This is a genomic window from Gallaecimonas kandeliae (genome assembly GCF_030450055.1).
GTDB classification, from domain to species: Bacteria; Pseudomonadota; Gammaproteobacteria; order Enterobacterales; family Gallaecimonadaceae; genus Gallaecimonas; species Gallaecimonas kandeliae.
Genome location: NZ_CP118480.1, coordinates 1,146,344 through 1,171,598 on the forward strand (window position 1 = coordinate 1,146,344; position 25,255 = coordinate 1,171,598).

Consider the following 25,255-nt stretch of genomic DNA (forward strand, 5'->3'; position numbering starts at 1 on the left):
ACCCATGAATTCTGCCCTGTGGATATCCAAGAGCGGCCTCGATGCCCAGCAGACCGACATCTCGGTGATCTCCAACAACCTGGCCAACGCCTCCACCGTCGGTTTCAAGAAGGGCCGGGCCGTGTTCGAGGATCTGCTGTACCAGAAGATCCACCAGCCCGGCGGCCAGTCTTCCCAGAACACACAGATGCCCTCCGGCCTGATGCTGGGCACGGGCGTCAAGGTGTCCGCCACCCAGAAGACCTTCAGCCAGGGCAACCGCCTGACCACAGACAACAGCCTGGACATGATGATCGAAGGCCCCGGCTTCTTTCAGGTGCTCAAACCCGACGGCAACATCGCCTACACCCGCAACGGCCAGTTCGCCTTGAACGACCAGGGCACCCTGGTCACCGCCGGCTCCGGTTATGAGGTGCAGCCGGCCATCAGCATTCCCCAGAACGCCGAGTCCATCACGGTCGGCACGGACGGCGAAGTGTCGGTGCAGCTGCCCGGCCAAGCCCAGGCCACAGTGGTGGGCCAGCTCAACATTTCCAACTTCGTCAATCCCCAGGGCCTGGAGCCGGTGGGCCAGAACCTGTTCCAGGAAACCGGCGCTTCAGGTGCCCCCCAGCAGGGCGTGGCCGGCCTCGATGGCCTCGGCACCATACAGCAGGGGGCCCTCGAGACCTCCAACGTCAACGTGACCGAAGAACTGGTCAACCTGATCCAGACCCAGCGCGTCTACGAGATGAACTCCAAGGTCATCTCCGCCGTGAACGACATGATGGGTTACGTGAACAACCAGCTGTAAGGAGGCCTCATGCGTAGCCTGGCTTTGATGGTGTTGCTGATGCTCGGGGGCTGTGCCAGCTATGGCACCAAGCCTATCCCCGACGATCCGGACTATGCCCCTGTGCTGCCGGCCTACGACGAGAAGCCGCTGGCGGCCACCGGCTCCATGTTCTACGACGCCGGCGCCCAGAACCTCTATGCCGACCGCAAGGCCGCCAGGGTAGGGGACATCATCACCATACTGCTGCAGGAAAGCACCAGCGCCAAGAAGTCCGCCAATACCGACCTCAAGCGCAACTCCAAGGTGGATCTGCCTGCCCCGGAAGTGCTGGGTGCCCCCATCACCATCAAGGGCAAGACCCTGGGGGTGGGCATCGATGGCAAGAACGAGTTCAAGGGCCAGTCCGACGCCGACCAGGCCAACCAGCTGTCCGGCTCCATCTCGGTGAACGTGATCCGGGTGCTGCCCAACGGTGCCCTGATGGTGCGCGGCGAGAAGTGGATCACCCTCAACAACGGCGAGGAGTTCATCCGCCTTACCGGCCTGGTACGCGCCGATGACGTCAGCGCCGACAACACCGTCTCTTCCACCCGAGTGGCCAATGCCCGTATCCAATACTCCGGCACCGGCGCCTTTGCCGACATCCAGCAGCAGGGCTGGCTGACCCGCTTCTTCAACTCGCCGCTCTGGCCCTTCTGAGGAGCAAGATGATGAAACGCCTGTGGTTTTTGGCATTGCTGCTGACCGCTTCCGTCCAGGCCGAAAGGATCAAGGATCTGGCCTCGGTGGCCGGGGTGCGGGACAACCAGCTGATCGGCTATGGCCTGGTGGTGGGCCTGCCCGGCACCGGTGAGCAGAGCCCCTTCACCGAGCAGTCCTTCGCCTCCATGCTGCGCAATTTCGGCATCCAGATGCCGACCGGCCAGCGCCCCAACATCAAGAACGTGGCGGCGGTGGCGGTCAGTGCCACCTTGCCGCCCTTTTCCAAGCCTGGCCAGGAGATCGACATCACCGTCTCCTCCGTGGGCTCGGCCAAGAGCCTGCGCGGCGGCACCCTGCTGCAGACCTTCCTCAAAGGGGTGGATGGCCAGGTCTATGCCCTGGCCCAGGGCAACCTGCTGGTCTCCGGCTTCAGCGCCGAAGGGGCCGACGGCTCCAAGATAGTGGGCAATACCCCCACCGCCGGCCGTATCCCTGGCGGCGCCATAGTGGAACGGGAAGTGGCCTCGCCCTTCGCCAACTCCGATTTCATCACCTTCAACCTGCACAGAGCCGACTTCACCACCGCCAAGCGCATGGAAGACGCCATCAACAACCTGTTGGGCCCAGGCGTGGCCAAGGCCCTGGGCGCCGCATCGGTACAGGTGCGGGCGCCCCGCGACGTGGACCAACGGGTCAGCTACCTGTCCACCCTGGAGAACCTGGAGTTCAACCCGGCTACCGAAGCGGCCAAGATCATCGTCAATTCCCGGACCGGCACCATAGTGGTGGGGGCCGAGGTACGGCTCAAACCGGCGGCCATCACCCACGGCGGCCTGACCATCACCATTTCCGAGAACCCCCAGGTCAGCCAGCCCAACGCCCTGAGCCAGGGCCAGACGGTGGTGGTGCCCAATTCCAATGTGCAGGTCACCGAGAACCAGGGCCGGATGTTCTACTTCGACCCCGGCGTCACGCTGCAGGATCTGGTGCGGGCCGTGAATCAGGTGGGGGCGGCTCCCTCTGACGTCATGGCCATCCTCGAGGCCCTCAAGCAGGCCGGCGCCCTGTCCGGGGAGTTGATCGTCATATGAACGGGCCTGGGCTCTTTACCGACATAGCGGGGCTGGACAAGCTGCGCCAGGGCGCCCAGAAGAACGACGACAAGGCGCTGATGGAGACGGCCAAGCAGTTCGAGTCCATCTTCGTGCGCCAACTGCTCAAAAGCATGCGTGAGGCCAACGCCGTCTTCGAGAAAGACAGCCCCTTCAATTCCTCCACCATGTCCTTCTACCGCGACATGCAGGACCAGCAGCTGGCCCTGCAGCTGTCCTCCGAAGGTGGCCTGGGCCTGGCGAAACTCATCGCCAAGCAGCTCAAGCCCGACGGCAAGACCCTGATGCCGGCCTCGGCCATAGGGGTCAGTCGCCATGTGGAAACGCCGGCGGCACCGGCCGATGCAAGCAAGGCCGGCGATGCCGCAGCGGCCAAGACCCAGTCCCCGGAAGCCAGCAGCGCCGACACTACGGCGGCGGACGCCAAGGGCGCGCCGGCGCGTCTGAATTTTGACAGCCCCACCGCTTTTGTCAGCAGCCTGCTGCCTTATGCCCGGCAAGCGGCCTCCGCCCTGGGGGTCAGCCCGGCCGTGCTGGTGGCCCAGGCGGCCCTGGAGACCGGCTGGGGCCAGAAGATCCTCAAGGGCAGCGACGGCAAGAGCAGCCTTAACCTCTTCAACATCAAGGCCAGCGACGACTGGCAGGGCGCCAAGGTCCAGGCCAGCACCCTGGAATACGACGGTGGCCAACCCAAGCGTGAGACCGCGCAGTTCAAGGCCTATCCGGACCTGGCCGCCAGCTTCAGCGACTACGCCAAGCTGCTGAAGGCCTCGCCCCGTTACCAAGATGCCCTCAAGTGGGCCAAAGAACCGGCACGCTTCCTGCAAGAGCTGCAGGGTGCGGGTTATGCCACGGATCCCCAGTACGCCAGGAAGATCCTCCAGGTACTCCAACACCCCGCGCTGAGTGAAGGAAGCCGGTAATGTCCAATGAAATGATGCGCATAGGTGTGTCGGGGATCTACGCCAACCAGATCGCCCTGAACACCACAGGCAACAACATCACCAACGTCAACACCCAGGGCTATTCACGCCAGCGGGTGGAGTTTACGGCCGAGGTGATGGGGGGCGTCGATCAGGTTACCGTCAACCGCTTGATGGACCAGTTCGCCCAGAGCCAACTGCGCAAGGACTCCAGCAACCTGGGTTTTGCCCAGTCCTACCTGGATCAGGCCAACCGCACCGACAAGCTGCTGGGGGATGCCAGCACCAGCATTGGCACCGGCATCGCCACCCTTTTTTCCCGCGTCAACAGCATGAACGACGAGGCCAGCAACCTGCCCAACCGCAGCCTGGCCCTGTCCGAGATGAGCAACATGCTGGCCACCTACCAGCGCCAGGCCGACCAGTTCGCCTCCCAGCAGGACGAAGTCAACAAACAGATCAGCACCTATGCCGACCAGGCCAACGGTCTGATCGGTAACATCTATTCCCTGAACCAGAAACTGGGCGCCGTTGGCAACAACCAGAACGACAGCCAGCGCTCTACCTTGCTGGACCAGCGGGACGACTATATCCGCCAGCTCTCCGAGCTGATGGACGTGCAGGTGACTCCGGCCAACGGTGACGCCGTCAACGTTACCATGGCCAACGGCCAGGCCCTGGTATTGCCTGATAGCCGCGCCACAGTGCAGGCCATTCCCGGCGACCCCGAGCAGCGCCGCCTGGAGCTGTCGGTCACCCTGGGCACCCAGAGTTTTGACGTCGATGCTGACAGCGTCGGCGGCAAGCTGGGGGGACTTGGCCAGTTCCGCCGGGATCTGCTGGAGCCGGCCCAGCGCCAGTTGGGGCAGATGGCCCTGAGCATGTGTGACGCCTTCAACAAGCAGCAACACCTGGGCCTGGATCTCAACGGCAACCTGGGGGGGGACATCTTCAGCTTGCCTACCGCTACCGCCTACGGTTTTGCCGGCAACTCCAGTCCCAACCACCAGGTGACGGCCACCGTTGCCGACGGTACCCAGTTGACTTCCCAGGATTACCGCATCGTCTTTACCAGCGCCACCGACTACGAGATCCAGCCCCTGGACGAGAACGGCAAGCTGAGCGGCACCTCGGTCACAGGCACCTTGCCGGCCCAGCCGCCGGTGATTGACGGCCTGCAGCTGAACCTGGCGGCGGCCACGCCTCCTGGCGCCTTTGCCGCCGGCGATACCTTCGAACTCAAGCCGACCCGGGACGCAGCCTCCCAGATCCAGATGCTCATGGAAAGGCCCCAGGAACTGGCCTTGGCATCGCCTATCCGTGTCGACGAAGGCACCGACAACCTGGGCACCGCCAAGCTGTCTTCCCTAAGCGTGACCAATACCGACGCCGCCACTTCAGGCTTCAGCGCCACGCCGCCGCCCCTGCTGGACAGCACGGCGCCGGGCAAGATCGTCTTCCTGAGCGCCAGCCAGTACCAGCTCTATGACCAGAGCGGTGCCACCATTGGCGGCCCCACTGCCTACGATCCCAATACCGCCATACCGGCACCGCCCCTGGACTACGGCTTCTCGATGAAGCTGAGCGGGGTACCGGCGGCAGGGGACAGTTTCAGCCTCAACGCCAACCTCGACAGCGCCACCGGCGTCATGACCGCCAAGTCCGATAACAGCAACGGCCTCAAACTGGCGGCGCTGCAGAATGCTGACCTGGTGCGCACCAGCGCCGCCGGCGCCGCGACCGTCGACGGCCAAAGCCTGGGGGCGGCCTTTGCCGCCATGGTCACGGACGTGGGGGACAAGACCGGCTCCATGAAGGTCAAGCAGGAGGCTGCCCAGGCCTTGCATGACGAGAGCCAGGGGCGGCTGCAGGCCGTGTCTGGGGTCAACTTGGACGAAGAAGCCGCCAACCTCATCCAGTTCCAGCAAGCCTACAGTGCCACGGCGCGGATCCTGTCCACCGCCCAGAGCGTTTTCGACAACCTGCTGAAAGCCATAGGTTAAGCCATGCGTGTATCGACCCAGATGATCTTCCAATCGGGGCTGACCAGCATCCTGGGCAGCCAGGAGTCCCTGGTGAAGCTAAGGGACCAGGTCAGCACCCAACAGCGGATACTGCAACCGTCGGATGACCCGGCCGGTGCCGGCACAGTGCTGCGCCTCAACGAGCAGCTGACCACCTCGGAGCAGTACCGCAACAACGGCGATAGCCTGAAGTCGCGTTTGGGGATTGCCGAGACCACCCTGTCCGGCATGACCGATACCCTCAATAGCATCCGTACCCTCCTGGTACAGGCCAACAACGGCACCAACGGCCCAGACGATCGAGATGCCCTGGCCCAGCAGCTGGAAGGGCTGCGCGACCAGCTGATGGACGCCATGAACACCCGCGATGCCAATGGCGACTACATCTTCTCCGGCAACGAGGGAGGCACACCGCCTTACCAGCTGATCAACGGCAGCTACGTCTACCAGGGAGATCAGGGCAAACAGCAGGTCCAAGTGGCTGGGGCCGTGGCCATCGACGCCAACTTCCCCGGTTATGACCTCTTCGACAATTTGGCGCCGACCCTGAGTGCCGTCGGAACTTTGACGGCGGGGGCCGGCACCGTCAGTACTCAGGTCGTTGACAGCGGCCAGTTCGAGGCCTTCTATCGAGCCAACTACGACCCCAATAACGCCCCTGGCAATACCTTTAGCGTCACCACCGTTGCCGGCGCGCCCGACAGCTATCAGGTAACCGACAGCGGCGGCACTGTGCTGGCCAGCGGCAACTACGTGCCGGGCCAGGCCATCAACTTCAACGGCATGGACATCACCTTGAGCGGCGCCGCTGGCGCGGCGGCAGACATCACACTGCAACCGCCGGTCAAGGACAACATCCTCAACGCCCTGACCAGCTATGCCGCCAGCCTGCGTGACAACAGTCTGACGCCGGATCAGCGGCAAGCGGCTGCCGCCGCCGTGCAGGGGGGTGCCCAGCAGACCTACGACAGCGTGGTAGGAGGCCAGGCAACCATAGGCGGTAGGGTCAATGTCATCGACACCTTGCAGAGCGCCGCCGAAGCAGCCGAGGTCAACACCAAGCAAACCCGGGCTGACATAGCAGAAGTGGACATAGGTGAAGCGGTTTCGAAGCTGGCCCAGCAGCAGACGGTGATGCAAGCAGCTTATTCCGGCTTCCACCTGGTGAATTCTTTGAGTTTGTTCAACTACGTAAATTAATTGGCACAGTGTTTGCTTTTGAAAGATCGTGGCGCAGTTCGTTGCGCTGATCAGTCAAGCAATATTTGAAGGAGAGGATCATGGCACTATTTGTGAACACCAACGTGGCCTCACTGAACTCGCAACGAGTGATGTCACGTTCAACCGATGAACTGCAAACCAGCTACGAACGCCTGTCTTCCGGCCTGCGCATCAACAGCGCCAAAGACGACGCCGCTGGCCTGCAGATCTCCAGCCGTCTGACGGCCCAGATCAACGGCCTCAACCAGGCTGTCCGCAACGCCAACGACGGCATTTCCCTGGCACAGACCGCCGAAGGGGCGCTGGACGAGTACACCAACATACTGCAGCGGATGCGGACCCTGGCGGTTCAGGCCTCCAACGGCTCCAATAGCACCGCCGACAGTACGGCGCTGAGCCAGGAATACGGTCAGCTCTCAGACGAACTGGACCGTATCTCCAGCCAAACCCAGTTTGCCGGTGTGAACTTGCTGGACGGCAGTTATTCTGCCAACTTCCAGATCGGTGCCAACGTCTCCCAGACCATCAGCATCTCCATCACCCAGAGCTTCGGTCACACCGGTGTCGGCCTGGGGACTTCCATCGCCAACTTCGACGCGGCCCAGAGCCAGCTGGCGGCCATCGACAGCGCCCTGAACGTCGTCAACACCACCAGGGCGAACCTGGGTGCCACTCAGAACCGCTTCAGTTCGGTGATCCGTTCACAGACCAACACTTCCCAGAACTTGAGCGCTTCCCGGTCACGTATCCAAGATGCGGACTACGCCGCCGAAACTGCTATGCTGGCCAAGAACACAGTGCTGCAACAAGCCGCCAGTTCCATGCTGAGCCAGGCTAATCAGCAGCCGCAAATGGCACTTTCCTTGCTCAAAGGTTAAGTCTAACCATTTGAAACAAACCGCCTTTTGGCGGTTTTGTTTTTTTCTGAGTTTTTTATAACTAAACGTTCTAAAAGTTTCTTGCGGCGACGACGATACAGGAGGTGAACAAAATGTGTCGGGCCGGTGAGCCAGGGCAAAAGCCAAGTCACTACGCCTATCTTGAATTACCGAGGAGACTTAACCATGGCTCTGTTCGTTAACAGCAATATCTCATCCCTGAACTCACAGCGCGTAATGGCTCGTTCCACTGACGAGCTGAGCACCAGCTACGAGCGTCTGTCCTCAGGCCTGCGCATCAACAGCGCCAAGGACGACGCCGCCGGTCTGCAGATCTCCAGCCGTCTGACCGCTCAGATCAACGGTCTGAACCAGGGTGTACGTAACGCCAACGACGGTATCTCTCTGGCCCAGACCGCTGAAGGCGCCCTGGATGAGTATACCAACATCCTGCAGCGGATGCGGACCCTGGCTGTGCAGGCCTCCAACGGCTCCAACAGCACCGCTGACAGTACAGCACTGAGCAACGAATATGGCCAGCTGTCCACCGAATTGGACCGTATCTCCGGCCAGACCCAGTTCGCCGGTGTGAACCTGCTGGACGGTAGCTATTCTGCCAACTTCCAGATCGGTGCCAACGTCTCCCAGACCATCTCCATCTCCATCACCCAGAGCTTCGGCCACTCCGGTGTGGGCCTGGGTACCGGCATTGCCAACTTTGATGCCGCTCAGAGCCAGATCGCCGCTGTGGACTGTGCACTGAACATCGTCAACACCAACAGGGCTACCCTGGGTGCCACCCAGAACCGCTTCAGCTCGGTGATCCGTTCACAGACCAACACTTCCCAGAACCTGAGCGCTTCCCGTTCACGTATCCAGGATGCTGACTACGCGGCAGAAACTGCTACTCTGGCTCGTAACAGCGTGCTGCAACAGGCCGCCAGCTCCATGCTGAGCCAAGCCAACCAGCAGCCTCAGATCGCCCTGTCCCTGCTGCGTTAATTCGTGACGTAAGCTGAATAAAGGATGGTGCCTTCTGGTACCATCCTTTTGTGCTTGAGAGGGAGTTAAATTGATGACCAATCTCACTAGCATCACGCCGGTCGCCCCACAGGATACCCCCAAGGCTCCGGCGCTTTCAGGCGATGGCCTGCCGGTTCAGCCGCAGCTGCAACCGCAGACGAAGGACAAGGGCAACGCCCAGGCGCAAGCTAACCCGTCACAAAAGGATCAGGGGAAGACTGTGTCCGAAGCGGTGCAAACCCTTGCCGATTTCGTGAACTTCCGTAACTACAACTTGAACTTCTCAGTGGATGAATCCTCGGGAGCCATGGTTGTCAAAGTGATTGACTCCGAGACCAAGGATGTCATTCGCCAGATCCCGGCCGAGGAAGTCCTGAAAACCGCAGAGAAGATCAAGGAACTGCAAGACGAGTTAGGCCAGAAGATCGGCATATTTCTTGATAAGAAGGCCTGAGCGGTCGAAAAGAAGGAGGCCAGGTAATGACTACGATCACCAACGCAGGTATAGGCTCGGGCCTTAACCTGGAAAGTATCATCCAAGTCTACGTCAATGCGGAACAGGCGCCCCAGGAGGCCATCCTTAACAACAAGGAGGCTGATACCAATACCGAATTGTCCGGCATCGGTAAACTGAAGTCCGCCTTGGCCAGCTTCCAGGCGACGGTGAAGAAGCTCGCCGACCTCAAGTCTTTCGACCAGTCTTCCGTCAATATCAGCGGCCCTGACACCGGTGCTTTCTCGGTCACGACCAGCAATGCCAGCAACGGCAGCTTCCAGGTAGAGGTTCAGCAGTTGGCCCAGGGGAGCCGATTGGACTCCACCAATTTCGCCAGTTCCTCCACCACCTTCGGTACCGGCGGTACTCTGAGTTTCGCTGTGGGCAGCAACAGTGTCGATGTGGCGGTCACGTCGACCGACACCCTGGCCGACATCCGCGACAAGATCAATTCCGCGACAGGCAGCATCGGGGTCACTGCCAACATCATCAACAGCGATGCTGGCTCTCAGCTGGTACTGTCCTCTGCCACCACCGGCAGTGCCAATCAATTGACGGTGACCTCCAGTGGCGACGCCAGTTTGGCGGATCTGTCCACCAACCTGACGACGGCACAGGCTGCCCAGAACGGTCAGATCACCGTCAATGGCGCTGTGATCACCAACTCCACCAATACCTACGAGAATGCCATCCAGGGCGTCACCATTACGGCTACCAAGCAGACTACCGGTGCCAATACCCTGGATATCAGCCGCGACACCGGCGCCGTGACCGATCTGGTCAAGGAATTCGTCGACGGCTACAACAGCCTCAAGGACACCCTCAATAGCGTTGGTGATCCGAAGAACGGTGAGCTGGCTTTCGACCCCCTGGTTCGCCAGTTGGGCTCCCAGGTGCAGGGGCTGCTGGGGGGCGTTGTCAGCGGCCAGCCCGACAGCCTGAACAACCTCTACCAGGCCGGTGTCACTTTTAGTAACGATGGCCACCTGGAGATCCTCTCCTATGGTCTTGGCAGCGGCCCCTCCGGGGAAAAGCGCCTGAGCGACGCCATCAACAACAACATCTCCCAACTTGGCCAGCTTTTTGCAGGTTCGAATGGTCTTGCCACGACGCTTGACGGCGTGTTGACTACCTATACTGAATCCAATGGCGCTATTGACCAGCGGCAGACGTCCTTGAACGACACCCTGGCCAACATCAGCACACAGCGCGATGACTTGACTCAACGGATGGCTGACCTTGAGCAGACCCTGAGAGAGAAGTTCAACGGCCTGGATCAGGTAGTGGCCCAATACAAGTCAACCGGGGACTATTTGACCAGCGCGCTCAAGTCCTTACCGTCGGTGTCCAGCAGCGGTTAATCAAGCTGACAACGTGAAAGGGGATACCCCATGAGAACGAACATCCGGCAGTACCAGGGTGCAGACATGGACGCACGTCTGTTGGAGGCCGATCCGCACCAGGTGATCCTGATGCTGATGAATGGCGTCCTGGAGAAGATGGCGGTCGCCAAAGGATGTATTGAGCGCAATGATATCCAGGGCAAGTCCAAGGCCATCAACAGCGCCGTCTCCCTGATCAGCGGCCTGCAGGGGGTGTTGGACTTCGACAGCGAGCCTGAGGTTTCCCAAGTCTTCTCCAACTTCTACGATCTGATGTCCCGAAAACTCCTTGAAGCCAGCGCTTCCCGTGAGATTGCGGCCTTCGACGAATTGACTGAACTCTTCACTCCCTTGCGAAATGCCTGGCGTGACATGCCCCAGGAGCACAAGCAAGAGGGACTGGAAAAGCTGCGTCAGAAAGCCTCTTCCTGACCATGGCGGCTTTCGACGCCCTGCATTCCGAGATCTGCACCCTGGAAACGCTGTTGTCAGCCAGTTTCCAGGGTGAGCAGTGGCAGCAGCATTCCGAGCTGCTGGCAAAAAGACAATCACTTCTAGAACAGCTTCACCAGGCGGCACTGACTGAAGACCGCGTGACGGATTTCCGCGTCTTGGCCGAGCGCTTGCTGGCTGCCGATGAGGCCATAGAGCAGGCTCTGAGGCAGGCGAAAGACGCCGTCGAGGTCCAACTGCAAAGGCAGAGCCGCAGTTCCAAGGCGATCAAGAAGTACATGAAAAATCTGACGCAGTTTAGATGAACAGGGTGGAACATGTCCGACACTTTGCCATTGATTGAAGAGACGATCCGCGACCTGGAAGAGAAAATCAGCCATCTCAAGGGGATTGTCGACAGGCAGCAGGAGAATTCGACCAGCTACGAGAAGGTCGCCGACAGGCTCTGCCTGCTTGGCTGTGACGACGACTACCTGCTGGGCCATTACCATCGCAACATGGCCATCCTTGAACACTATTTCCCCGATGTTCACCAGGCGATGTTGGATTACCAGCCTGTTCGTTACCATATCGACATCGTCGACGGCCTGCCCAACCTTAGGGATATCGAGTCCGGGGCCCTGGTCTATCCCCAGGCGGCCTTCACCACAGCCCTGTGCCAGTACGAGGAGTATTGCCTCGCCCCCAAACTGTCCAGCTCGCGGATCCAGTACACCGACGAAAACCCCATGGGCTTCATGCATGTGGAGTTTCTGAACCAGTTGGTGACCGCCTCCGACAAGTTCGTCGACGACAATGTCGGCGGTGAACGCCTGCCCAAGGATATCGGCATGTTGCTGATCTTCGGCATGGGGTTGGGCTTTCACGTGGAGTTGTTCGCCACCAACCACGACATCCACCACCTCTATATCATCGAGCCGGATCTGGACATCTTCTATGCCAGCCTCTTCACCACTGCCTGGTTCCATATACTGCCGCTGATCGATGCCCGGGGCGGAACGCTGCAGCTCAACCTGGGGATAGAGGCCGAAGAGTTCTTCGAAGCCCATCTCAACGACAGCACCATCCGGGGTCGCTACAACATCATCTCCACCTATGGCTTTGTCCATTACCAGACCAAGGCCATCGCCGAACTGCTGGAACATTACAAGCACCGCTATTACGAGTTGAGCATGGGCTGGGGCTTTTATGATGACGCCGTCATGTCCATAGCCCACCAGGGACACAACCTCCACGGCGACATTCCTTTCGTCAAGATAGCCGGTAAGACCGATGGCAAGCTCAGGAACGTCCCTGTGTTCATCTGCGGTAACGGTCCTTCCCTGGACCGCCATGCCGACTTCATCCGCCAGCATCAGGACAAGGCCATCGTCATCTCCTGCGGTACCTCTCTGCGCGCCCTGAAAAAGTACGGCATCAAGCCGGACTTCCACTGCGAGCAGGAAAGGACCTATCCCATCGCCGGCCTGCTGGATGATATCAAGGACCCGGAGTTCCTGCGGGAGCGCGTCCTGCTGGCCCCCGGCACAGTGCATCCCGAGGTGTTCAAGAAGTTCCGCAAGGCGATAATGGCGCCCAAGCACGGCGAGCCGGCTACCGATGCCCTGGAGAGCATTCCTGGCTTCACCGATCGGTTCGAGGCCGCCCTGCATATCAACCCGACGGTGGCCAATACCGCCGTATACATGGCCCATGCCCTGGGTTTCAGGACCCTCTACCTGTTCGGTGTCGACCTTGGCCACCAGCGCTCAGGCAACCACCACTCGGTGCACAGCGTCTATTACAAGGCCAACGGCGACGACCGCGGTATCTACCAGGAGACCGACGACTACGTGGTGCCGGGGAACTTCGGCGGCGAGGTGATCACCAACGCCTTTTTCAACCTGTCGCGCATCTGTATCGAACGGCTGCTCAAGCGCCGCCCGGAGTTGATGTGCTTCAACCTCGGCGAGGGGGCCTTGATCCGCGGCGCCATCCCTTGCCATCAAGAGGATGTGCTGCTGGCTGACAACCTCGACAAGGCCGGAGTGTTGGATTTTGCTGCTAGCTTCAACGTCGATGGCGAGGGCGCGCGGCGCTTCGAAAAGCCCTACTGGGAGTACCTGTCTCCGCAATGGGTGGAGCCCCTGTGCGAGGCCTTGTTGGCTATCCTCGAGCCAGACGTGACGAGCCGCAGGGCCGGCTCGCTGCAGATGGAAAGCGTGATGGAGCGCCTGCGGGACGAGATCCGCGCCGGGCGCCCCTATCTGAACTCGCTGTTCGAAGGCAGCATGCTCTACTACCATGCGGTGCTGGTGCGGGTGCTCTACACGCCCACCGAGGATCAGCGCTGCGTGGCCGCCTATAACGAACTCAAGCAGATCTACCTGGACTATATTAGGGCCATTCCCGGCCACTACAAGGCCCATTACCAGCGTCCCAACAGCCTGTCACTGGAGGAGGGATATAACGACTGGCTGGTGACCGACGAAGGGGAAGCCTCCTGAGGGGGGCACAGCGAGGATCCGTGATGGCCAATGTGTTTGAGAACCTTTACCAGGCCAAAGGCCTGCAGTCCCAGCGCCGTTATCCCAACGACGCCCTGATCGGTTTTTTGGCTGGTCGTTTTTTCCGGCTGCCGGCTGCTGAACGTAGCCAGGTGAAGGTGCTGGAGCTGGGCTGTGGCTCTGGCGCCAACCTTTGGATGGTCGCCCGGGAAGGTTTCGATGCCTACGGCTTGGACTACGCACCCTCCGGTTTGGCCCTTTGTCGCCAGGTGCTCGATGATTGGGGGGTGTCGGCCAGGTTGGATCAGGGGGACATGACGGCGCTGCCCTATGAAAACGCCAGCTTCGATGCCATCTTCGATGTGGTGTCGATGCAGCACCTGACCCTGGCCCAACACGCCCAGGTCTTGGCGGAAGTAAAGCGCTGCCTCAAGCCCGGCGGCCATTTCTTCTCCTACCATCTGGGCCAGGGTTCCAGCGCCTTCGCCGCCGAGGTACCGCGCCTGGATGGGGTGACCCTGACCGAGGTTCCCGCCGGCTATCCCCTGGCGAGCAACGGCCAAACCGCTTTCCTCAGCGCCGACGGGTATGCCCTGCTGGCGGCACAGGCTGGCCTAGTGGATATCGCCGTTGACAAGGTCGTCCGCAGTTATGGCCAGCAGGCCCAGCAGGTGGAATACCTGGTGCTGACGGCCAGCAAGGGCTGACATGCTGTTGTCCAACCCAGAGCCCCGAACCAGGAGGGGACCGTGGAACTGATCCCCCTGACCGAGGACCATTGGCCGGCACTGCGGGCCTGGCCGGCCTGCTCGTCACTCTGGTCGTCGGGGCATCGCCTCTACTATCGCCATTATTTCCAGCGCCCCTTCATCGAACACAGCCAGGCAGTGCTGCACCAGGGCCAACTGGCCGGGGTCTTGCTGGCGACAATGGACGACGGCGCCCTTGGCTACTTCGGCGGTAGTGCCCGGTTGCTGTTGGCCCCGGGGTTGGCTCCTGCCCGGCGTCAAGAGGCTGAGCGGCTGCTGACCAAGGCCTTCCTGATACTGATGGCACAGGCCAGGACAGTGGATTACCAGCAGCCGGCAGCGGATCCGGATCCCATCGCTACGGCGCTGCTCGATGCCGGCGCCAAGCCCCGGCTGCAGTTCGAACAAGGCATAGTCCTCAGCGACGAAGGGGCGCTCTGGGCCGGGGTGCGCAAGAGCTACCGCCAGGCCATCCGCTGGGGGCAGCAACACCTGGCGACACGGCTGGTGGATGCGACCAGCCTCGCCGAAGGCGATATGGAGCGCTTTCGCCTCTTCCACGAGCAAGTCGCCGGGCGCGCCACCCGTTCCAAGCTGTCCTGGCAGGCCCAGCAGCAGCTGATCGCGGCGGATGAGGCCTTTGCCATCTTCGCCGACCTCGACGGCCAATTGGTGGCCGCCTCCCTGTTCCTTTGTGGTGCCGCCAGCGCTTACTACGGGGTCGGTGTTTACGACAGGGAACGGTTCAGCCAGCCCATTTCCCACTATCCTCTGTACCTGGGGCTGCAGCAGGCCATGGCCCGTGGCTGCCAGACCATGGACATGGGGCCCATCGCCTTTGCCGGCGAAGGTGACGCCAAGCTGGCGCAGATAGGGCTGTTCAAACGCGGCTTCGGCGGAGAGTTGCAGCCTTGGCTTTGCCTGGCACTGGCCCGCTGAGTCGTAATGCCCCTTATGCCCGGAAAGATGTTAACTTTGCTCCTGCCTGGACGGGCACCCTGAAGGCGGCCACTGTGCCGCCGGGATCATTTTCGATGCTTGGTGGGATCCATGAGTGAATATATCGATGCCAACCTGGCGGTGATCGCCCAGCGCTGGCCCGGCCTGATGGCCAGCCTGAGCCAGGCCTCGCCTCTGCCCCTGGAAGAGGTACAGCTGGCTGAGGGCTTGGACAGCACCTTGCTGGTCAAGGGCATACAGCTGACCAGCCGCCACGACCGCACCCGAGAGGCTAGAACACAGGCCGACAACCTGGCGGCCGATGCTCCCAGGGCACACCTGTACGGCACCGGCCTTGGCGACCTGCAGCAGGTTCTGCTGGCCCGGACGGCGCTGGAGCGCCTGGACGTCTACATCCTCAACGAGTCGCTGTTCCTGTTGGTGCTGCAACTCCTTGATCAGCGCCAGTGGCTGGCCGACCCTCGTGTGGTGCTGCACCAGGCCGCCGACAGCCCGGAGATCCAGTTGCCCTTCCTGGTCAACCCTGCCGAACTGGTGCTGGTCAGCGATGCCAACGCCAAGATCCGCGACCGCCTGATCAGCGAGCTGGACCAGCCTTTCAACAACAGGCGTTTCCTGGCCGATGCCCCGGCGCGCCTGGCGCGCATCGAGGCCAACAGTCCCTTCTTTGCCAAGGACCAGGACGTGCGGGTGCTCTTTGGCACTGCTCCCGGCCGGGAAGTGCTGGTGGTGGCGACAGGGCCTTCCCTGGAGCGGCATTACGGCTATCTGCGCCAGCGCCGCCAGCAACAGGACGGTCCACTGCTGATCGCCGTGGACACGGCCCTAAAGCCGCTGCAGGCCAATGGCATCAGACCGGATCTGGTGGTGACCCTGGATTACGGCATCACCGAAGCTGAGTTACCTTGCCAGGACAGTGCCGGCATAGGCCTGGTCTATTTCCCTACCACCAACAGCGAGCTGCTGGCCGCCTGGCAGGGGCCCCGTTACCTGGCTTTTACCACCAGCCCCTTCTTCGAAAGGCTGCGCCGGGAATTGGACAGGGGCCTGCTCAACAACGCCGGCTCTGTGATCCACCCGGCCCTGGATCTGGCCGTTCAGATGGGGGGCAAGGAAGTGGTGCTGTTCGGCGCAGATTTCGCCTTTCCTGGCGACAAGAGCCATGCCGGTTGGCAGAACGGCGAACTGGGGCTGGCCCCGGGCCAGAGCGTCGAGTGGACCCTGGACGGCTACGGTAACAGGGTCAAGACGTTGCGCAATTTTCGCAGCTACCTGTGCGGGGTGGAGCGCTATATCGCCAAGCACCCCCAGGTGGCCTTCTACAACAGCTCCAAGGCCGGCGCCCTGATCCAGGGGGCCCACTTTCACCCCGAATTGGTGACATCATGAAGACCCTTGCCGACTGCCAGCAAGCCTGCCTGACCCAAGCCCGGCTGTTCCGCCTGGGTATGAACACCGAGGCTGCCCTCGAGATGGTGACCCTGCTCGAAGAGATCATTGGCCTTGTGAGCAAGAGCGGCCAGCCGCAACCGCAGTTGGTGCAGGTTTTCGGTGAGATGCTGCGCTGCCAGGAACGCCAGGATTGGCTGGGACTGGCGGACTACCTGGAGTTCGAGTTGCAGGAACTGCTCGGCGCCAGCCGCTGACCTGAAAAAAAACCGGCCAAGGCCGGTTTTTTCATGTCCGGCCGCTCAGTCCAGCAGTTCCCAGGCGACGGCTGTGCCGGCGGTTACCGCCTGGCGGGTGCGCCGGCCTATGACCGCATCCTGGTGTTTGGGAGCCAAGCCGAAACCGGGGCGGATACGGCGCAGGTGTTCAGGCCTTATCTCGGTGCCGGCGGGGAGATCGGCGACGAAATAGAGGGAGCGGCGAAAGCGCAGGTTGGCCTTTTCCCCTTCGCTGCGTTTGTCCTCGCCGCTGCCGAGGGCTTCCCAGGTGTCGCGGCAGTCACGGGCCAGTTGCGCCAGCTCGGCCGGCTCCAGGGAAAAGGCCGCGTCCGGGCTGTCGTCGTCCCTGGAGAGGATGAAATGCTTCTCGACAATACTGGCCCCCAGCGCGACGGCGGCACTGGCTGCCAGGGTGCCGAGGCTGTGATCGGACAATCCCACCACCACCTTGAAACGCTCGGCCAAGGCCTGCATGCGCTTGAGGTTGGCGTCCTTGAGGGGAGTGGGGTAAGAGCTGATGCAGTGCAGCAGGGCGATGTCGCGGGCGCCGTTGTCCCGGGCACAGGCCAGGGTCTCGGCTATCTCCTCGAAGTTGCTCATGCCGGTGGAGATGATCAGCGGCTTGCCGGTGCTGGCCATCTTGGCCACCAAGGGCAGATCCGTGGCTTCGAAGGAGGCAACCTTGTAAGCGGGTACGTCCAGGGACTCCAGGAAATCCACCGCCGTCTCATCGAAGGGGGAGGAAAAGATCACCAGGCCATGCTGGCGGGCCCGAGCGAAGAGGGCCGAGTGCCAATCCCAGGGCGTATACGCCTTTTCGTAGAGCTCGTAGAGGCTGTAGCCGTCCCAGAGCCCGCCCTGGATACGAAAATCCGGCAGGTCCAGATCCAGGGTCATGGTGTCGGCCGTGTAGGTCTGCAACTTGATGGCCTGTACCCCGGCGTCGGCGGCGGCGTCGATGTGGGCCAGGGCCTTGTCCAGGGAACCGCTGTGGTTGCAGGATAGTTCGGCGATAACGAATGGTGGCTGGCCAGGGCCGATCAGATGGTCCCATATACGAAAAGTGCTGGTCATGTTTCTTTCTCCAAATAGATTCGGTACCTATGTCCCCTCCATTCAAAAAAGGCGGGATAGCGTACAGGATCGGCGACCCTCAACAGATCGAATTGGCTGGCAAGGCTTAGCTTGGGATCAAGACGGCTATCTTGAGGAGTGCGTTTTCGATAATAACTACCTTTGCCTTGCTGCGGCTGTGGTTTTAGTGTCGGCCAAAGGGCGAGAAAACGGTCCATCAGCTTCAATTCGGCGGCAAATAGGCTTTGGTTAATCTCGTCACACAACTCATGACCTTCGAAAACGAGGTCCTCCTGCAGCCAGATATCTCCAGAGTCGACAGGATCGGCGGCGCTAATCAGGCTAACAACCAGCGTTGATTTGCCTTCGAGTAATTGCCATATATGGGGACTCCAGCCTCTGCCTTCAGGCAAGGCTGAGGCATGCAATGTTAGGCACTGGCGGTAGCGCTGTCTGTCTAGATCATTAATTAACTGGCTGCAAGATACTAAGAACAGCACATCCCCTCCAGGTAACTCCTTTTTGTCTGTGTAGACTTGGACGTGGTGTGTGCTCTGTTCCGCCCATTGTTGCAGTTCTTGCAGTACGGGGTGTGTTTTATCAGTGCAGAGAAGGCTGATGTCATATGGCATGACGTTGTTCCATCCATTGACTCACCCGTGCACAACCCCGTCCATCTACTAAGGTAGCTGCTTGACTGGCCATGCTGGGCAGTATTTGTACGGCCTTGGACAATTGTGTTTCCAATGTCGGTGGTGAAAAAATCATTGCGGCCCCCGCTGCCTCCAGGTAATGACAGATTGCAATCTGGTTATCGGCTTGAATCATCATTAAACTGGGTATGCCTAAACAGCACCTTTCCCAAGCGCTACTACCCGCAGCCCCTATCGCTAGATCGATGTCACACAACAATGGTGCCACTGAGGCTTGGGCGTGCCAGTGACACCAATTACTTTTCCGGGCCAGCAAGGGGGCTAGACTGGCTCCATGGCGGTAGGTTGGGCCAGTCAGGATATCAAGACGAATTTGTGGGGGGAGGGCATGTTCAAGTATCTCCGCTAGGGCCAGAGTCAGATTATCGTTGTCGGCCCCCCCAAGATTCAGCAACAGTCGTTGGAGCTGTTGGCGTGGTCTGGTTAGGGATAGTTCTCGGTATTGGGAAAATTCGCTGCGTAACAGGGCAAACTCTCCACCCAGTAATTTTGCAGTCGATGGCTTGAGCAAGGATTGGTAGTCGTCGGAGCTCGCACTGGGATTCAGCACGCCATCGCAGGGCAGGGAACGGTCAGCCAGATCGTCTATGGCTAGAATGTGACGGTACAAGGAACGGGTGGCTTCTATCCATGTTTTATCCAGCCCGTAATGATCTAACACCAGCCAGTCCAGACGGTGCTGCCCCAGTGCCTTTTGAAAACGTGCAATCTCTTGCTCAAGGCTGCAGCTTAACCATGCCTCATTTGCCGGATTGGAAGAAATAGGGGCAGGGCTTTGAGGGAGGAGTACCAGAGGTATGCCTTGGCTCTGTATCCATTCGGCTAAATTACCTTCTGTTGCGGCGACATAGAAGGTGCAGCGGTGGCCGAGCATGGTCAAATGCTGAGCCAAAGCCAAGCAACGCATGACGTGTCCTGTCCCCATCCTGGGGTTGGCATCGCAGCGAAACCCTATCTCCATCAGCGGACCTTGAACACCGGCTCCAGAAACTGGCCGCGGAAGTGGCGTTCGAGGGTGCCCTTGGCTTCCACCTCCGCCAGCAGCGGCAACACCTCGGCATAGGCCGCCAGTAGGGCGTCGATGTCGGCTTCGGTGTGGCAGAGGTTGAGGTTGTGGGTGCCGAGGGTGAGGAAGCCGCGCTCGATAAGCTCCTGGAGCAGCAGGCTCTTGAGTTCCAGCACGCTGTAGCGCTTGGGTGTCAGGTGCAGGAAGGACCAACTGGGGTGGCCGCTGGTGGACACCAGCCCTTCGAGGCGGTGCTCGGCGATCAGCCCTTCAAGGCCGTCGAGCAGCCTTTGTCCCAGGCTGGCCAGGCGCGCCGGCCCGTCCAGGCGCTCCAGCTTGCCGATGGTGGCCTTGGCGGCGGCCAGGGACAGGGTTTCGCCGCCGAAGGTGCCTGAGAAGAAGATGTCGTGCATGCGGGCCATGACCTCGGCCTTGCCGACGATGGCCGACAAGGGAAAGCCGTTGGCCATGCCCTTGCCGAAGGTGGCCAGATCCGGGGTCACCCCGAACAGCGCCTGGGCGCCGCCCAGGTGGAAGCGAAAGCCGGTGATGGTCTCGTCGAAGACCAAGAGGGCGCCGTGGCGGCGGCTCAGTTCGGCGACCCCTTCCAGGAAGCCGGCTTTGGGGTACTGGACGTTCATGGGTTCGAGGATCACGGCGGCGAACTCGCCCGGATGGGCGTCCAGCAGGGCCTTCAGGCTGTCCAGATCGTTGTAGGTGAAGGGATGGGTCAGGGCCTTGACCGCCTTGGGCACCCCGAGGTCGCGGCTGGTGGCGCCGATGTACCAGTCCTGCCAGCCATGATAACCGCACACCGCTACCCGCTCGCGGCCGGTATGGGCCCGGGCCAGGCGGATGGCGGCAGAGGTGGCGTCGGTGCCGTTCTTGCCAAAACGCACCTGGTCGGCGCAGGGGATCAGCCTCACCAGTTCTTCAGCCACCTCCGCTTCCAGGGGATGGGGCAAAGAAAGGATGCTGCCTTCGGCCAGTTGCTCCACCACGGCTTGGTTTACCTCGGGGTCGGCATAACCCAGGCTGATACAGAGCAGGCTGGAGATGAAGTCGGTGTACTGGTTGCCGTCCAGATCCCAGACCTGGCAGCCCAGGCCCTTTTTCAGGAACAGCGGTGCCACGCCCTGGGGCAGGGCCAGGCGGCTTTTGGAGAAGGTCTGGGTACCCAGGGGGATGCTCTGCTCGGCCCGGGTCAACCAGGCCTGGGACTCATGAAAACTACGCATGCTTCTACTCCTTGGTCTGGCTGCCGGCGTTACGTTCCAGATGTTGGTTACTCTGTGCCAAGGCGGGGTGGGCGTCGAGAAAGGCGACCACATCCTCGGTGGTGAACTGGGGATTGCCCGGGTAGAGGGCCTGGTAGATGGCGCGTACCAGCGCCAGATCTTCCGGGTTGTCCACCGTCAGCCGCAGTTCGGCCCGGGGGGGCTCCCGCCTGAGCTCGCCCCTGTGGATCTCCTGCTCATGGCTGCGGAAATAGTAGGTGACATGTTCGCGCTCCATGGGCGCCTGGGCCTGGGCATCGAGGCGTTTGAGCCAGTCGTAGCTGAGTATTTCCGCATCCAGGCCGTCTGGGAAGCTCGGGTCCCAGCAGTTGCTGGAGTAGTCGAAGCCGCCAGCCAGATGTTGGGCGATCAGCTGGTCTATCACCTGGGGGTCGGCCAAGGGACAATCGGCGGTCAGCCTCACTACTTGGCTGGGCTGGTAGGGGCGCGCCGCCGCCGCAAAGCGGCCCAGCACGTCCTTGAGGTCGCCGCGGTAAAAGGCAATGCCCTCATGCGCTAGCCAATCCGCCAAGGGATCGTCGCTCTCGTCGGTGCTGGTGGCCACCAGCAGTTTGTCTATGTTGCGGCAGCGGGCCAGACGTTCCAATTGCCGCCCTATCATGGGCATGCCGAGGATATCCGCCATCACCTTGCCGGGCAGTCGGCTCGAACTCATGCGGGCCTGCAAAATGGCGAGGATCATCGGCAGCGCTCCCAAAACCCGTCGGCTGTCAGTCCCAGCAGTACCAAGTCCATGCCTTTGCCTGCCACCTGCACATACTGGCTGCGTCGGCCTTCGAGAAGGAAACCGCATTTTTCGAAGGCCTTGATGGAAGCGTGATTCTCGCAGTAGGCGCCGGCTTGTACCCTGTTGAGGTTGAGGGTGATGAAGGCATGCTCGCATATCAAGGCTATGGTTTCCGTGGCCACCCCTTTGCCCCAATGCTCCTTGTCGCCGATGAACAGACTGATGTCGGCGCGCCTGTGCTGCCAATTAATGGGGCCAAGTTTGATGTTGCCGATGTGCAGATCGGTCTCTCGCCAGCAGATGGCAAAGAGCTGTTCGTCAAGCTGGCCGTCGAGGCGTTCGACGAAACGGTTCATGGCCTGGAGCGACCAGGGATGATAGCGGGTCTCCAGGAAACGGTTGACCTCGGGGTCATGCAACCAGCCCTGGTAACGCGGCCCCAGATCGCTCGGGAGGATCTCGCGAAGGCCGATGCGGGGGCTGGTCAGAAAATAGTTATTGTCCATCGTTAGCATCCTTTTCCTTTGGCCAAAGGGATGGATTGAGCAGCTGGCCATCATTGCAGGCCAGCGCTGCCAGGGACTGTGGCCTGGCCTGAGAGGCGGCTTCCAGCACGCCTTGGAGTTGAGCAAGGTTTTGAACCCCCAGCACCCAGCCGTCCACCTGGGGCTGGCCGGCGGCGAAATCCAGGGCTTTTTGCAATGGTGCGCCGGGCTGGGCGTCCCAGGCGGCCAAGGCCGGATGCTGGCGGACCCAAGCCGGGCGTGCGGCGGGGGGCATCAACAACAGGCCCTGCAGGTAAAGGGAGCGGGCATGCACCCTGATCCCTCTGTCCTTCAATATCGGCAGCAGCGGCAGAAACCTTTGGTCCAATGGGTTGAGCGGCAGTTGCACCCAATCGATGGGATAACGGCTAAGGATCGCTTCCAACTGGGCCGGCTCGTAGACGGATACGCCTATGGCGCCGCAAAGTCCCACATCCTTGAGGCGGGTCAGTTCGGTATAGGAGGCCGGGTTGGCCAGCAAGATCTCTGGCCGGTGCAAGAGCACGGCCTCTACCTGAGGCCGCCGAAGGCTGGACAGGGATTGGCGCAGCAGCGTCTCTGCCTGGCCTGGGGCTGTCCATCCGGGGATCTTGGTGACCAGGGCAAAAGGCCGGGTCATCAAGCGGCCCAGGCGGGCTTCGGCATCGCCGTAAAGCTGGGCTGTATCCAGGCAGTGAATGCCGGCGCTATAGGCCTCTTCGAGCAGGGCGGCCAGGGCCTCATCGCTCAGGCGTGAATGGTCGTGGGCTATGCCGTAGTCCAGGCCGAACTGCACAGTGCCTAGCACCAGTTTCACCGCAGCGCCTCCAGCACGGCCTTGAGCTGTTCATCCGTCATGTCGGCAAAGAGCGGCAGTGTCAGGCTCTCGCGGTAATACTGCTGGGCGCCTGGGTAGTCCCCCGGCCTCTGCCCCAGGGCCTGGTAATAAGGCTGGTTGGGGATGGGGATGTAATGAAGGTTCACCCCTATGCCTTTTTCACGCAGGCTGTGGAAGAGCGCTGCCTTGTCCCCAAGGCTGATGCCGGGAAGCTGGGCCACGTAGAGGTGGTAGGCGCAGTGTTCGGGCCTGGCTATTCTCAGCGGCCGCCAGGGGGCGGGCAGGGCCTTGTCATATTGGGCGGCCAGGCGCTGGCGGCGGGCCATGAGGTCGGGGAGCTTCTTGAGCTGGCTGAGCCCCAGGGCCGCATGCAGATCCGTCATCCGGTAGTTGAAGCCCAGCTCCAGCATGGCGTAGTACCAGTCGCCGTCGGGCGGGGCCGGCATCTCCATTGGGTCCCGGGTGATACCGTGGCTGCGAAGGAGCGCCATCCGCTCGGCAAGGGTCGGATCATTGGTGAGGGCCGCGCCGCCTTCGCCGCTGGTGATGGGTTTTACCGGGTGGAAGCTGAAGACGCAGATGTTGCTATGGGCGCAGCTGCCCACTTTGTGCGAGCCGTCCCAGGCGCCTATGGCGTGGGAAGCATCTTCGACCAGCTTGATGCCGTAAGGCTTGGTCAGGGCAACGACGGCCGCCATGTCCAGGCTTTGGCCGGCCAGGTGCACCACCACCAGCACCTTGGGCAAGGTGCCGCTTTGCGAAGCTGTCTTGAGCTTCTGGGCCAATGCTTCAAGGCAGAGGTTGCCGGTCAGGGGATTGATGTCCACGAAGTCGACGTCGGCGCCGCAGTAACGGCCGCAGTTGGCCGAGGCCACGAAGGAGACGGCGCTGGTCCAGAGCCTGTCCCCTGGGCCGAGATCCAACGCCAGGCAGGCCAGGTGCAACGACGAGGTGGCGGAGTTGCTGGCTACGGCGAAGCCCGCCCCGCAGGCCTCGGCCAGGGCCGCCTCGAAGCGGGGCACCATGGGCCCCTGGGTCAGGAAGTCGCTCTGCAGCACCTCGATGACGGCATCGAGGTCGTCCTGGCTTATGCTCTGGCGGCCGTAGGGGATCACTTCAGGACCTGCTCGTTCAGGGCCCGCACCTCTTCCACGTTGAGGTAGTGGCCGTTGTTGAAGGAGTTGTATTCGAAACCGGCCTCCACCAGCTGGCCCTTTTCCCCCAGGCCGTTGCTGCTGAAGTCGTTGTCGCGGCTGAAGAAGGTGATGGAGGGGGCTATGACGAAATGGTCCTTGAACTCAAAGGTATGGTAGGAGTCATCCGCCGGGCACATCACCTCGTGCAGCTTTTCCCCCGGCCTGATGCCGATCTCCTTCTGCTGCAGCTTGGGGGCCATGGCGGTGGCCAGGTCGGTGATGCGCACCGAGGGGATCTTGGGCACGAAGATCTCGCCGCCCTGCATGCGCTGGAAGTTGTCCAGTACGAAATCCACCCCCTGCTCCAGGGTGATCCAGAAGCGGGTCATGTCCCTGTGGGTGATGGGCAGGTGGTCTGAGCCGTTGTCGATGAGCTTCTGGAAGAAGGGCACCACTGAGCCCCTTGAGCCCACCACATTGCCATAGCGCACTACAGAAAAGTGCGTGGGGTGTCGCCCTGCCATGTTGTTGGCGGCGACGAACAGCTTGTCCGAGGCCAGCTTGGTGGCGCCGTAGAGGTTGATGGGGTTGGCGGCCTTGTCGGTAGACAGGGCTATCACCTTCTTGACGTTGTTGTTCAGCGCCGCCTGTATGACGTTTTCGGCGCCGCTGATGTTGGTGCGGATACACTCGGTCGGGTTGTATTCGGCGGCCGGCACCTGCTTGAGGGCGGCAGCATGGACCACGTAGTCCACGTCCTTGAAGGCCTGGTTCAGCCTTTCCTTGTCCCGTACGTCGCCAAGGAAGTAGCGCATGCAGGGGGCGTCAAACACTTGGCTCATCTCAAACTGCTTGAGCTCATCCCGGGACAGGATGATCAGCCTCTTGGGTTTATAGCGGGCCAGCACCTGGCGCACGAACATGTGACCGAAGGAACCGGTACCCCCTGTGACCAGGATGGATGCGTTATCGAACATGCCTTATCTCCACGTGAGGCTGAGCTTAAAGTGGTAAAGCAAATTGCGCGCCATCGCGCAAAACGCAAAGATATTAAAATTAATCCCTGCTGAACACTGGCATCTATGGAT

Annotated in this window: 26 protein-coding genes; 17 read left to right on the plus strand and 9 right to left on the minus strand. The window is 61.2% G+C overall.

Annotated elements, in window-relative coordinates; translation table 11 throughout:
* Positions 1-4 precede the first annotated feature (4 nt).
* The 17 genes from flgG to PVT67_RS05655 all read left to right on the plus strand — a co-directional run bounded on the left by flgG (position 5) and on the right by PVT67_RS05655 (position 16,830).
* Positions 5-793: a flagellar basal-body rod protein FlgG gene (gene flgG, locus PVT67_RS05575; protein ID WP_301498703.1), complete on the plus strand. Its 789-nt coding sequence runs from the start codon at positions 5-7 to the stop codon at positions 791-793.
* 9 nt (positions 794-802) lie between these two features.
* Positions 803-1,474 (plus strand): flagellar basal body L-ring protein FlgH, encoded by a 672-nt coding sequence (flgH, locus tag PVT67_RS05580; RefSeq protein WP_301498705.1) that lies wholly within the window; start codon positions 803-805, stop codon positions 1,472-1,474.
* Between the two features lie 8 nt (positions 1,475-1,482).
* Positions 1,483-2,568 (plus strand): flagellar basal body P-ring protein FlgI, encoded by a 1,086-nt coding sequence (locus PVT67_RS05585; protein WP_336407808.1) that lies wholly within the window; start codon positions 1,483-1,485, stop codon positions 2,566-2,568.
* The gene (flgJ, locus tag PVT67_RS05590; protein ID WP_301498707.1) at positions 2,565-3,512 is read left to right on the plus strand and encodes a flagellar assembly peptidoglycan hydrolase FlgJ; all 948 of its coding nucleotides are present in this window, start codon (positions 2,565-2,567) and stop codon (positions 3,510-3,512) included. The genes PVT67_RS05585 and flgJ overlap by 4 nt, the downstream gene beginning before the upstream one ends.
* Entirely contained in the window at positions 3,512-5,515 is a 2,004-nt protein-coding gene (gene flgK, locus PVT67_RS05595) for a flagellar hook-associated protein FlgK (RefSeq protein WP_301498709.1), read from the plus strand. Before flgJ ends, flgK begins: the two co-directional genes overlap by 1 nt.
* 3 nt (positions 5,516-5,518) lie before the next feature.
* Positions 5,519-6,736: a flagellar hook-associated protein FlgL gene (gene flgL / locus PVT67_RS05600; protein WP_301498712.1), complete on the plus strand. Its 1,218-nt coding sequence runs from the start codon at positions 5,519-5,521 to the stop codon at positions 6,734-6,736.
* An 80-nt stretch (positions 6,737-6,816) separates the two neighbouring features.
* Entirely contained in the window at positions 6,817-7,635 is an 819-nt protein-coding gene (locus PVT67_RS05605) for a flagellin N-terminal helical domain-containing protein (RefSeq protein WP_301498714.1), read from the plus strand.
* A gap of 186 nt (positions 7,636-7,821) precedes the next feature.
* The gene (locus PVT67_RS05610; RefSeq protein ID WP_301498716.1) at positions 7,822-8,637 is read left to right on the plus strand and encodes a flagellin N-terminal helical domain-containing protein; all 816 of its coding nucleotides are present in this window, start codon (positions 7,822-7,824) and stop codon (positions 8,635-8,637) included.
* Positions 8,638-8,710: 73 nt separating this feature from the next.
* A complete protein-coding gene (locus PVT67_RS05615; RefSeq protein ID WP_301498718.1) occupies positions 8,711-9,112 on the plus strand; it encodes a flagellar protein FlaG in 402 nt (133 codons plus the stop codon).
* Positions 9,113-9,138: 26 nt separating this feature from the next.
* On the plus strand, positions 9,139-10,515 hold the full coding sequence (gene fliD, locus PVT67_RS05620) for a flagellar filament capping protein FliD (RefSeq protein ID WP_301498720.1): 1,377 nt from the start codon (positions 9,139-9,141) through the stop codon (positions 10,513-10,515).
* Between the two features lie 30 nt (positions 10,516-10,545).
* Complete coding sequence (gene fliS / locus PVT67_RS05625) at positions 10,546-10,968, plus strand: flagellar export chaperone FliS (RefSeq protein ID WP_301498722.1); 423 nt, start codon at positions 10,546-10,548, stop codon at positions 10,966-10,968.
* Between the two features lie 2 nt (positions 10,969-10,970).
* Positions 10,971-11,294: a flagellar protein FliT gene (fliT, locus tag PVT67_RS05630; RefSeq protein WP_301498724.1), complete on the plus strand. Its 324-nt coding sequence runs from the start codon at positions 10,971-10,973 to the stop codon at positions 11,292-11,294.
* 12 nt (positions 11,295-11,306) lie between these two features.
* Positions 11,307-13,475 carry a motility associated factor glycosyltransferase family protein gene (locus PVT67_RS05635; protein WP_301498726.1) on the plus strand — a complete coding sequence of 723 codons (2,169 nt, stop codon included), beginning with the start codon at positions 11,307-11,309 and terminating at the stop codon, positions 13,473-13,475.
* Between the two features lie 23 nt (positions 13,476-13,498).
* Positions 13,499-14,182, plus strand: coding sequence for a class I SAM-dependent methyltransferase (locus PVT67_RS05640; RefSeq protein ID WP_301498729.1), 684 nt, complete (start codon positions 13,499-13,501; stop codon positions 14,180-14,182).
* A gap of 42 nt (positions 14,183-14,224) precedes the next feature.
* Positions 14,225-15,163: a GNAT family N-acetyltransferase gene (locus PVT67_RS05645; protein WP_301498731.1), complete on the plus strand. Its 939-nt coding sequence runs from the start codon at positions 14,225-14,227 to the stop codon at positions 15,161-15,163.
* A 111-nt stretch (positions 15,164-15,274) separates the two neighbouring features.
* A complete protein-coding gene (locus tag PVT67_RS05650) occupies positions 15,275-16,573 on the plus strand; it encodes a motility associated factor glycosyltransferase family protein (RefSeq protein WP_301498733.1) in 1,299 nt (432 codons plus the stop codon).
* Entirely contained in the window at positions 16,570-16,830 is a 261-nt protein-coding gene (locus PVT67_RS05655) for a hypothetical protein (RefSeq protein ID WP_301498735.1), read from the plus strand. Before PVT67_RS05650 ends, PVT67_RS05655 begins: the two co-directional genes overlap by 4 nt.
* A gap of 45 nt (positions 16,831-16,875) precedes the next feature.
* On the opposite strand, the gene pseI is transcribed toward PVT67_RS05655, so the two are convergent.
* From pseI to pseB, 9 genes are read right to left on the minus strand one after another with little or no spacing between them, the layout of a single operon-like run.
* Positions 16,876-17,925 carry a pseudaminic acid synthase gene (gene pseI / locus PVT67_RS05660; protein WP_301498737.1) on the minus strand — a complete coding sequence of 350 codons (1,050 nt, stop codon included), beginning with the start codon at positions 17,923-17,925 and terminating at the stop codon, positions 16,876-16,878.
* Positions 17,922-18,557, minus strand: coding sequence for a formyltransferase family protein (locus tag PVT67_RS05665; protein ID WP_301498739.1), 636 nt, complete (start codon positions 18,555-18,557; stop codon positions 17,922-17,924). Before PVT67_RS05665 ends, pseI begins: the two co-directional genes overlap by 4 nt.
* Positions 18,547-19,545 (minus strand): UDP-2,4-diacetamido-2,4,6-trideoxy-beta-L-altropyranose hydrolase, encoded by a 999-nt coding sequence (gene pseG, locus PVT67_RS05670; RefSeq protein WP_301498741.1) that lies wholly within the window; start codon positions 19,543-19,545, stop codon positions 18,547-18,549. Before pseG ends, PVT67_RS05665 begins: the two co-directional genes overlap by 11 nt.
* 53 nt (positions 19,546-19,598) lie before the next feature.
* Positions 19,599-20,882 (minus strand): aminotransferase class III-fold pyridoxal phosphate-dependent enzyme, encoded by a 1,284-nt coding sequence (locus tag PVT67_RS05675; RefSeq protein ID WP_301498743.1) that lies wholly within the window; start codon positions 20,880-20,882, stop codon positions 19,599-19,601.
* Between the two features lie 4 nt (positions 20,883-20,886).
* The gene (locus PVT67_RS05680) at positions 20,887-21,624 is read right to left on the minus strand and encodes a cytidylyltransferase domain-containing protein (protein ID WP_301498745.1); all 738 of its coding nucleotides are present in this window, start codon (positions 21,622-21,624) and stop codon (positions 20,887-20,889) included.
* Complete coding sequence (locus tag PVT67_RS05685) at positions 21,621-22,175, minus strand: GNAT family N-acetyltransferase (RefSeq protein WP_301498747.1); 555 nt, start codon at positions 22,173-22,175, stop codon at positions 21,621-21,623. Before PVT67_RS05685 ends, PVT67_RS05680 begins: the two co-directional genes overlap by 4 nt.
* The gene (locus tag PVT67_RS05690; RefSeq protein WP_301498749.1) at positions 22,165-23,010 is read right to left on the minus strand and encodes an aldo/keto reductase; all 846 of its coding nucleotides are present in this window, start codon (positions 23,008-23,010) and stop codon (positions 22,165-22,167) included. The genes PVT67_RS05685 and PVT67_RS05690 overlap by 11 nt, the downstream gene beginning before the upstream one ends.
* Positions 23,007-24,146 carry a UDP-4-amino-4,6-dideoxy-N-acetyl-beta-L-altrosamine transaminase gene (pseC, locus tag PVT67_RS05695; RefSeq protein WP_301498751.1) on the minus strand — a complete coding sequence of 380 codons (1,140 nt, stop codon included), beginning with the start codon at positions 24,144-24,146 and terminating at the stop codon, positions 23,007-23,009. The genes PVT67_RS05690 and pseC overlap by 4 nt, the downstream gene beginning before the upstream one ends.
* Positions 24,143-25,144 carry a UDP-N-acetylglucosamine 4,6-dehydratase (inverting) gene (pseB, locus tag PVT67_RS05700; protein ID WP_301498753.1) on the minus strand — a complete coding sequence of 334 codons (1,002 nt, stop codon included), beginning with the start codon at positions 25,142-25,144 and terminating at the stop codon, positions 24,143-24,145. The genes pseC and pseB overlap by 4 nt, the downstream gene beginning before the upstream one ends.
* Between the last annotated feature and the right edge of the window lie 111 nt (positions 25,145-25,255).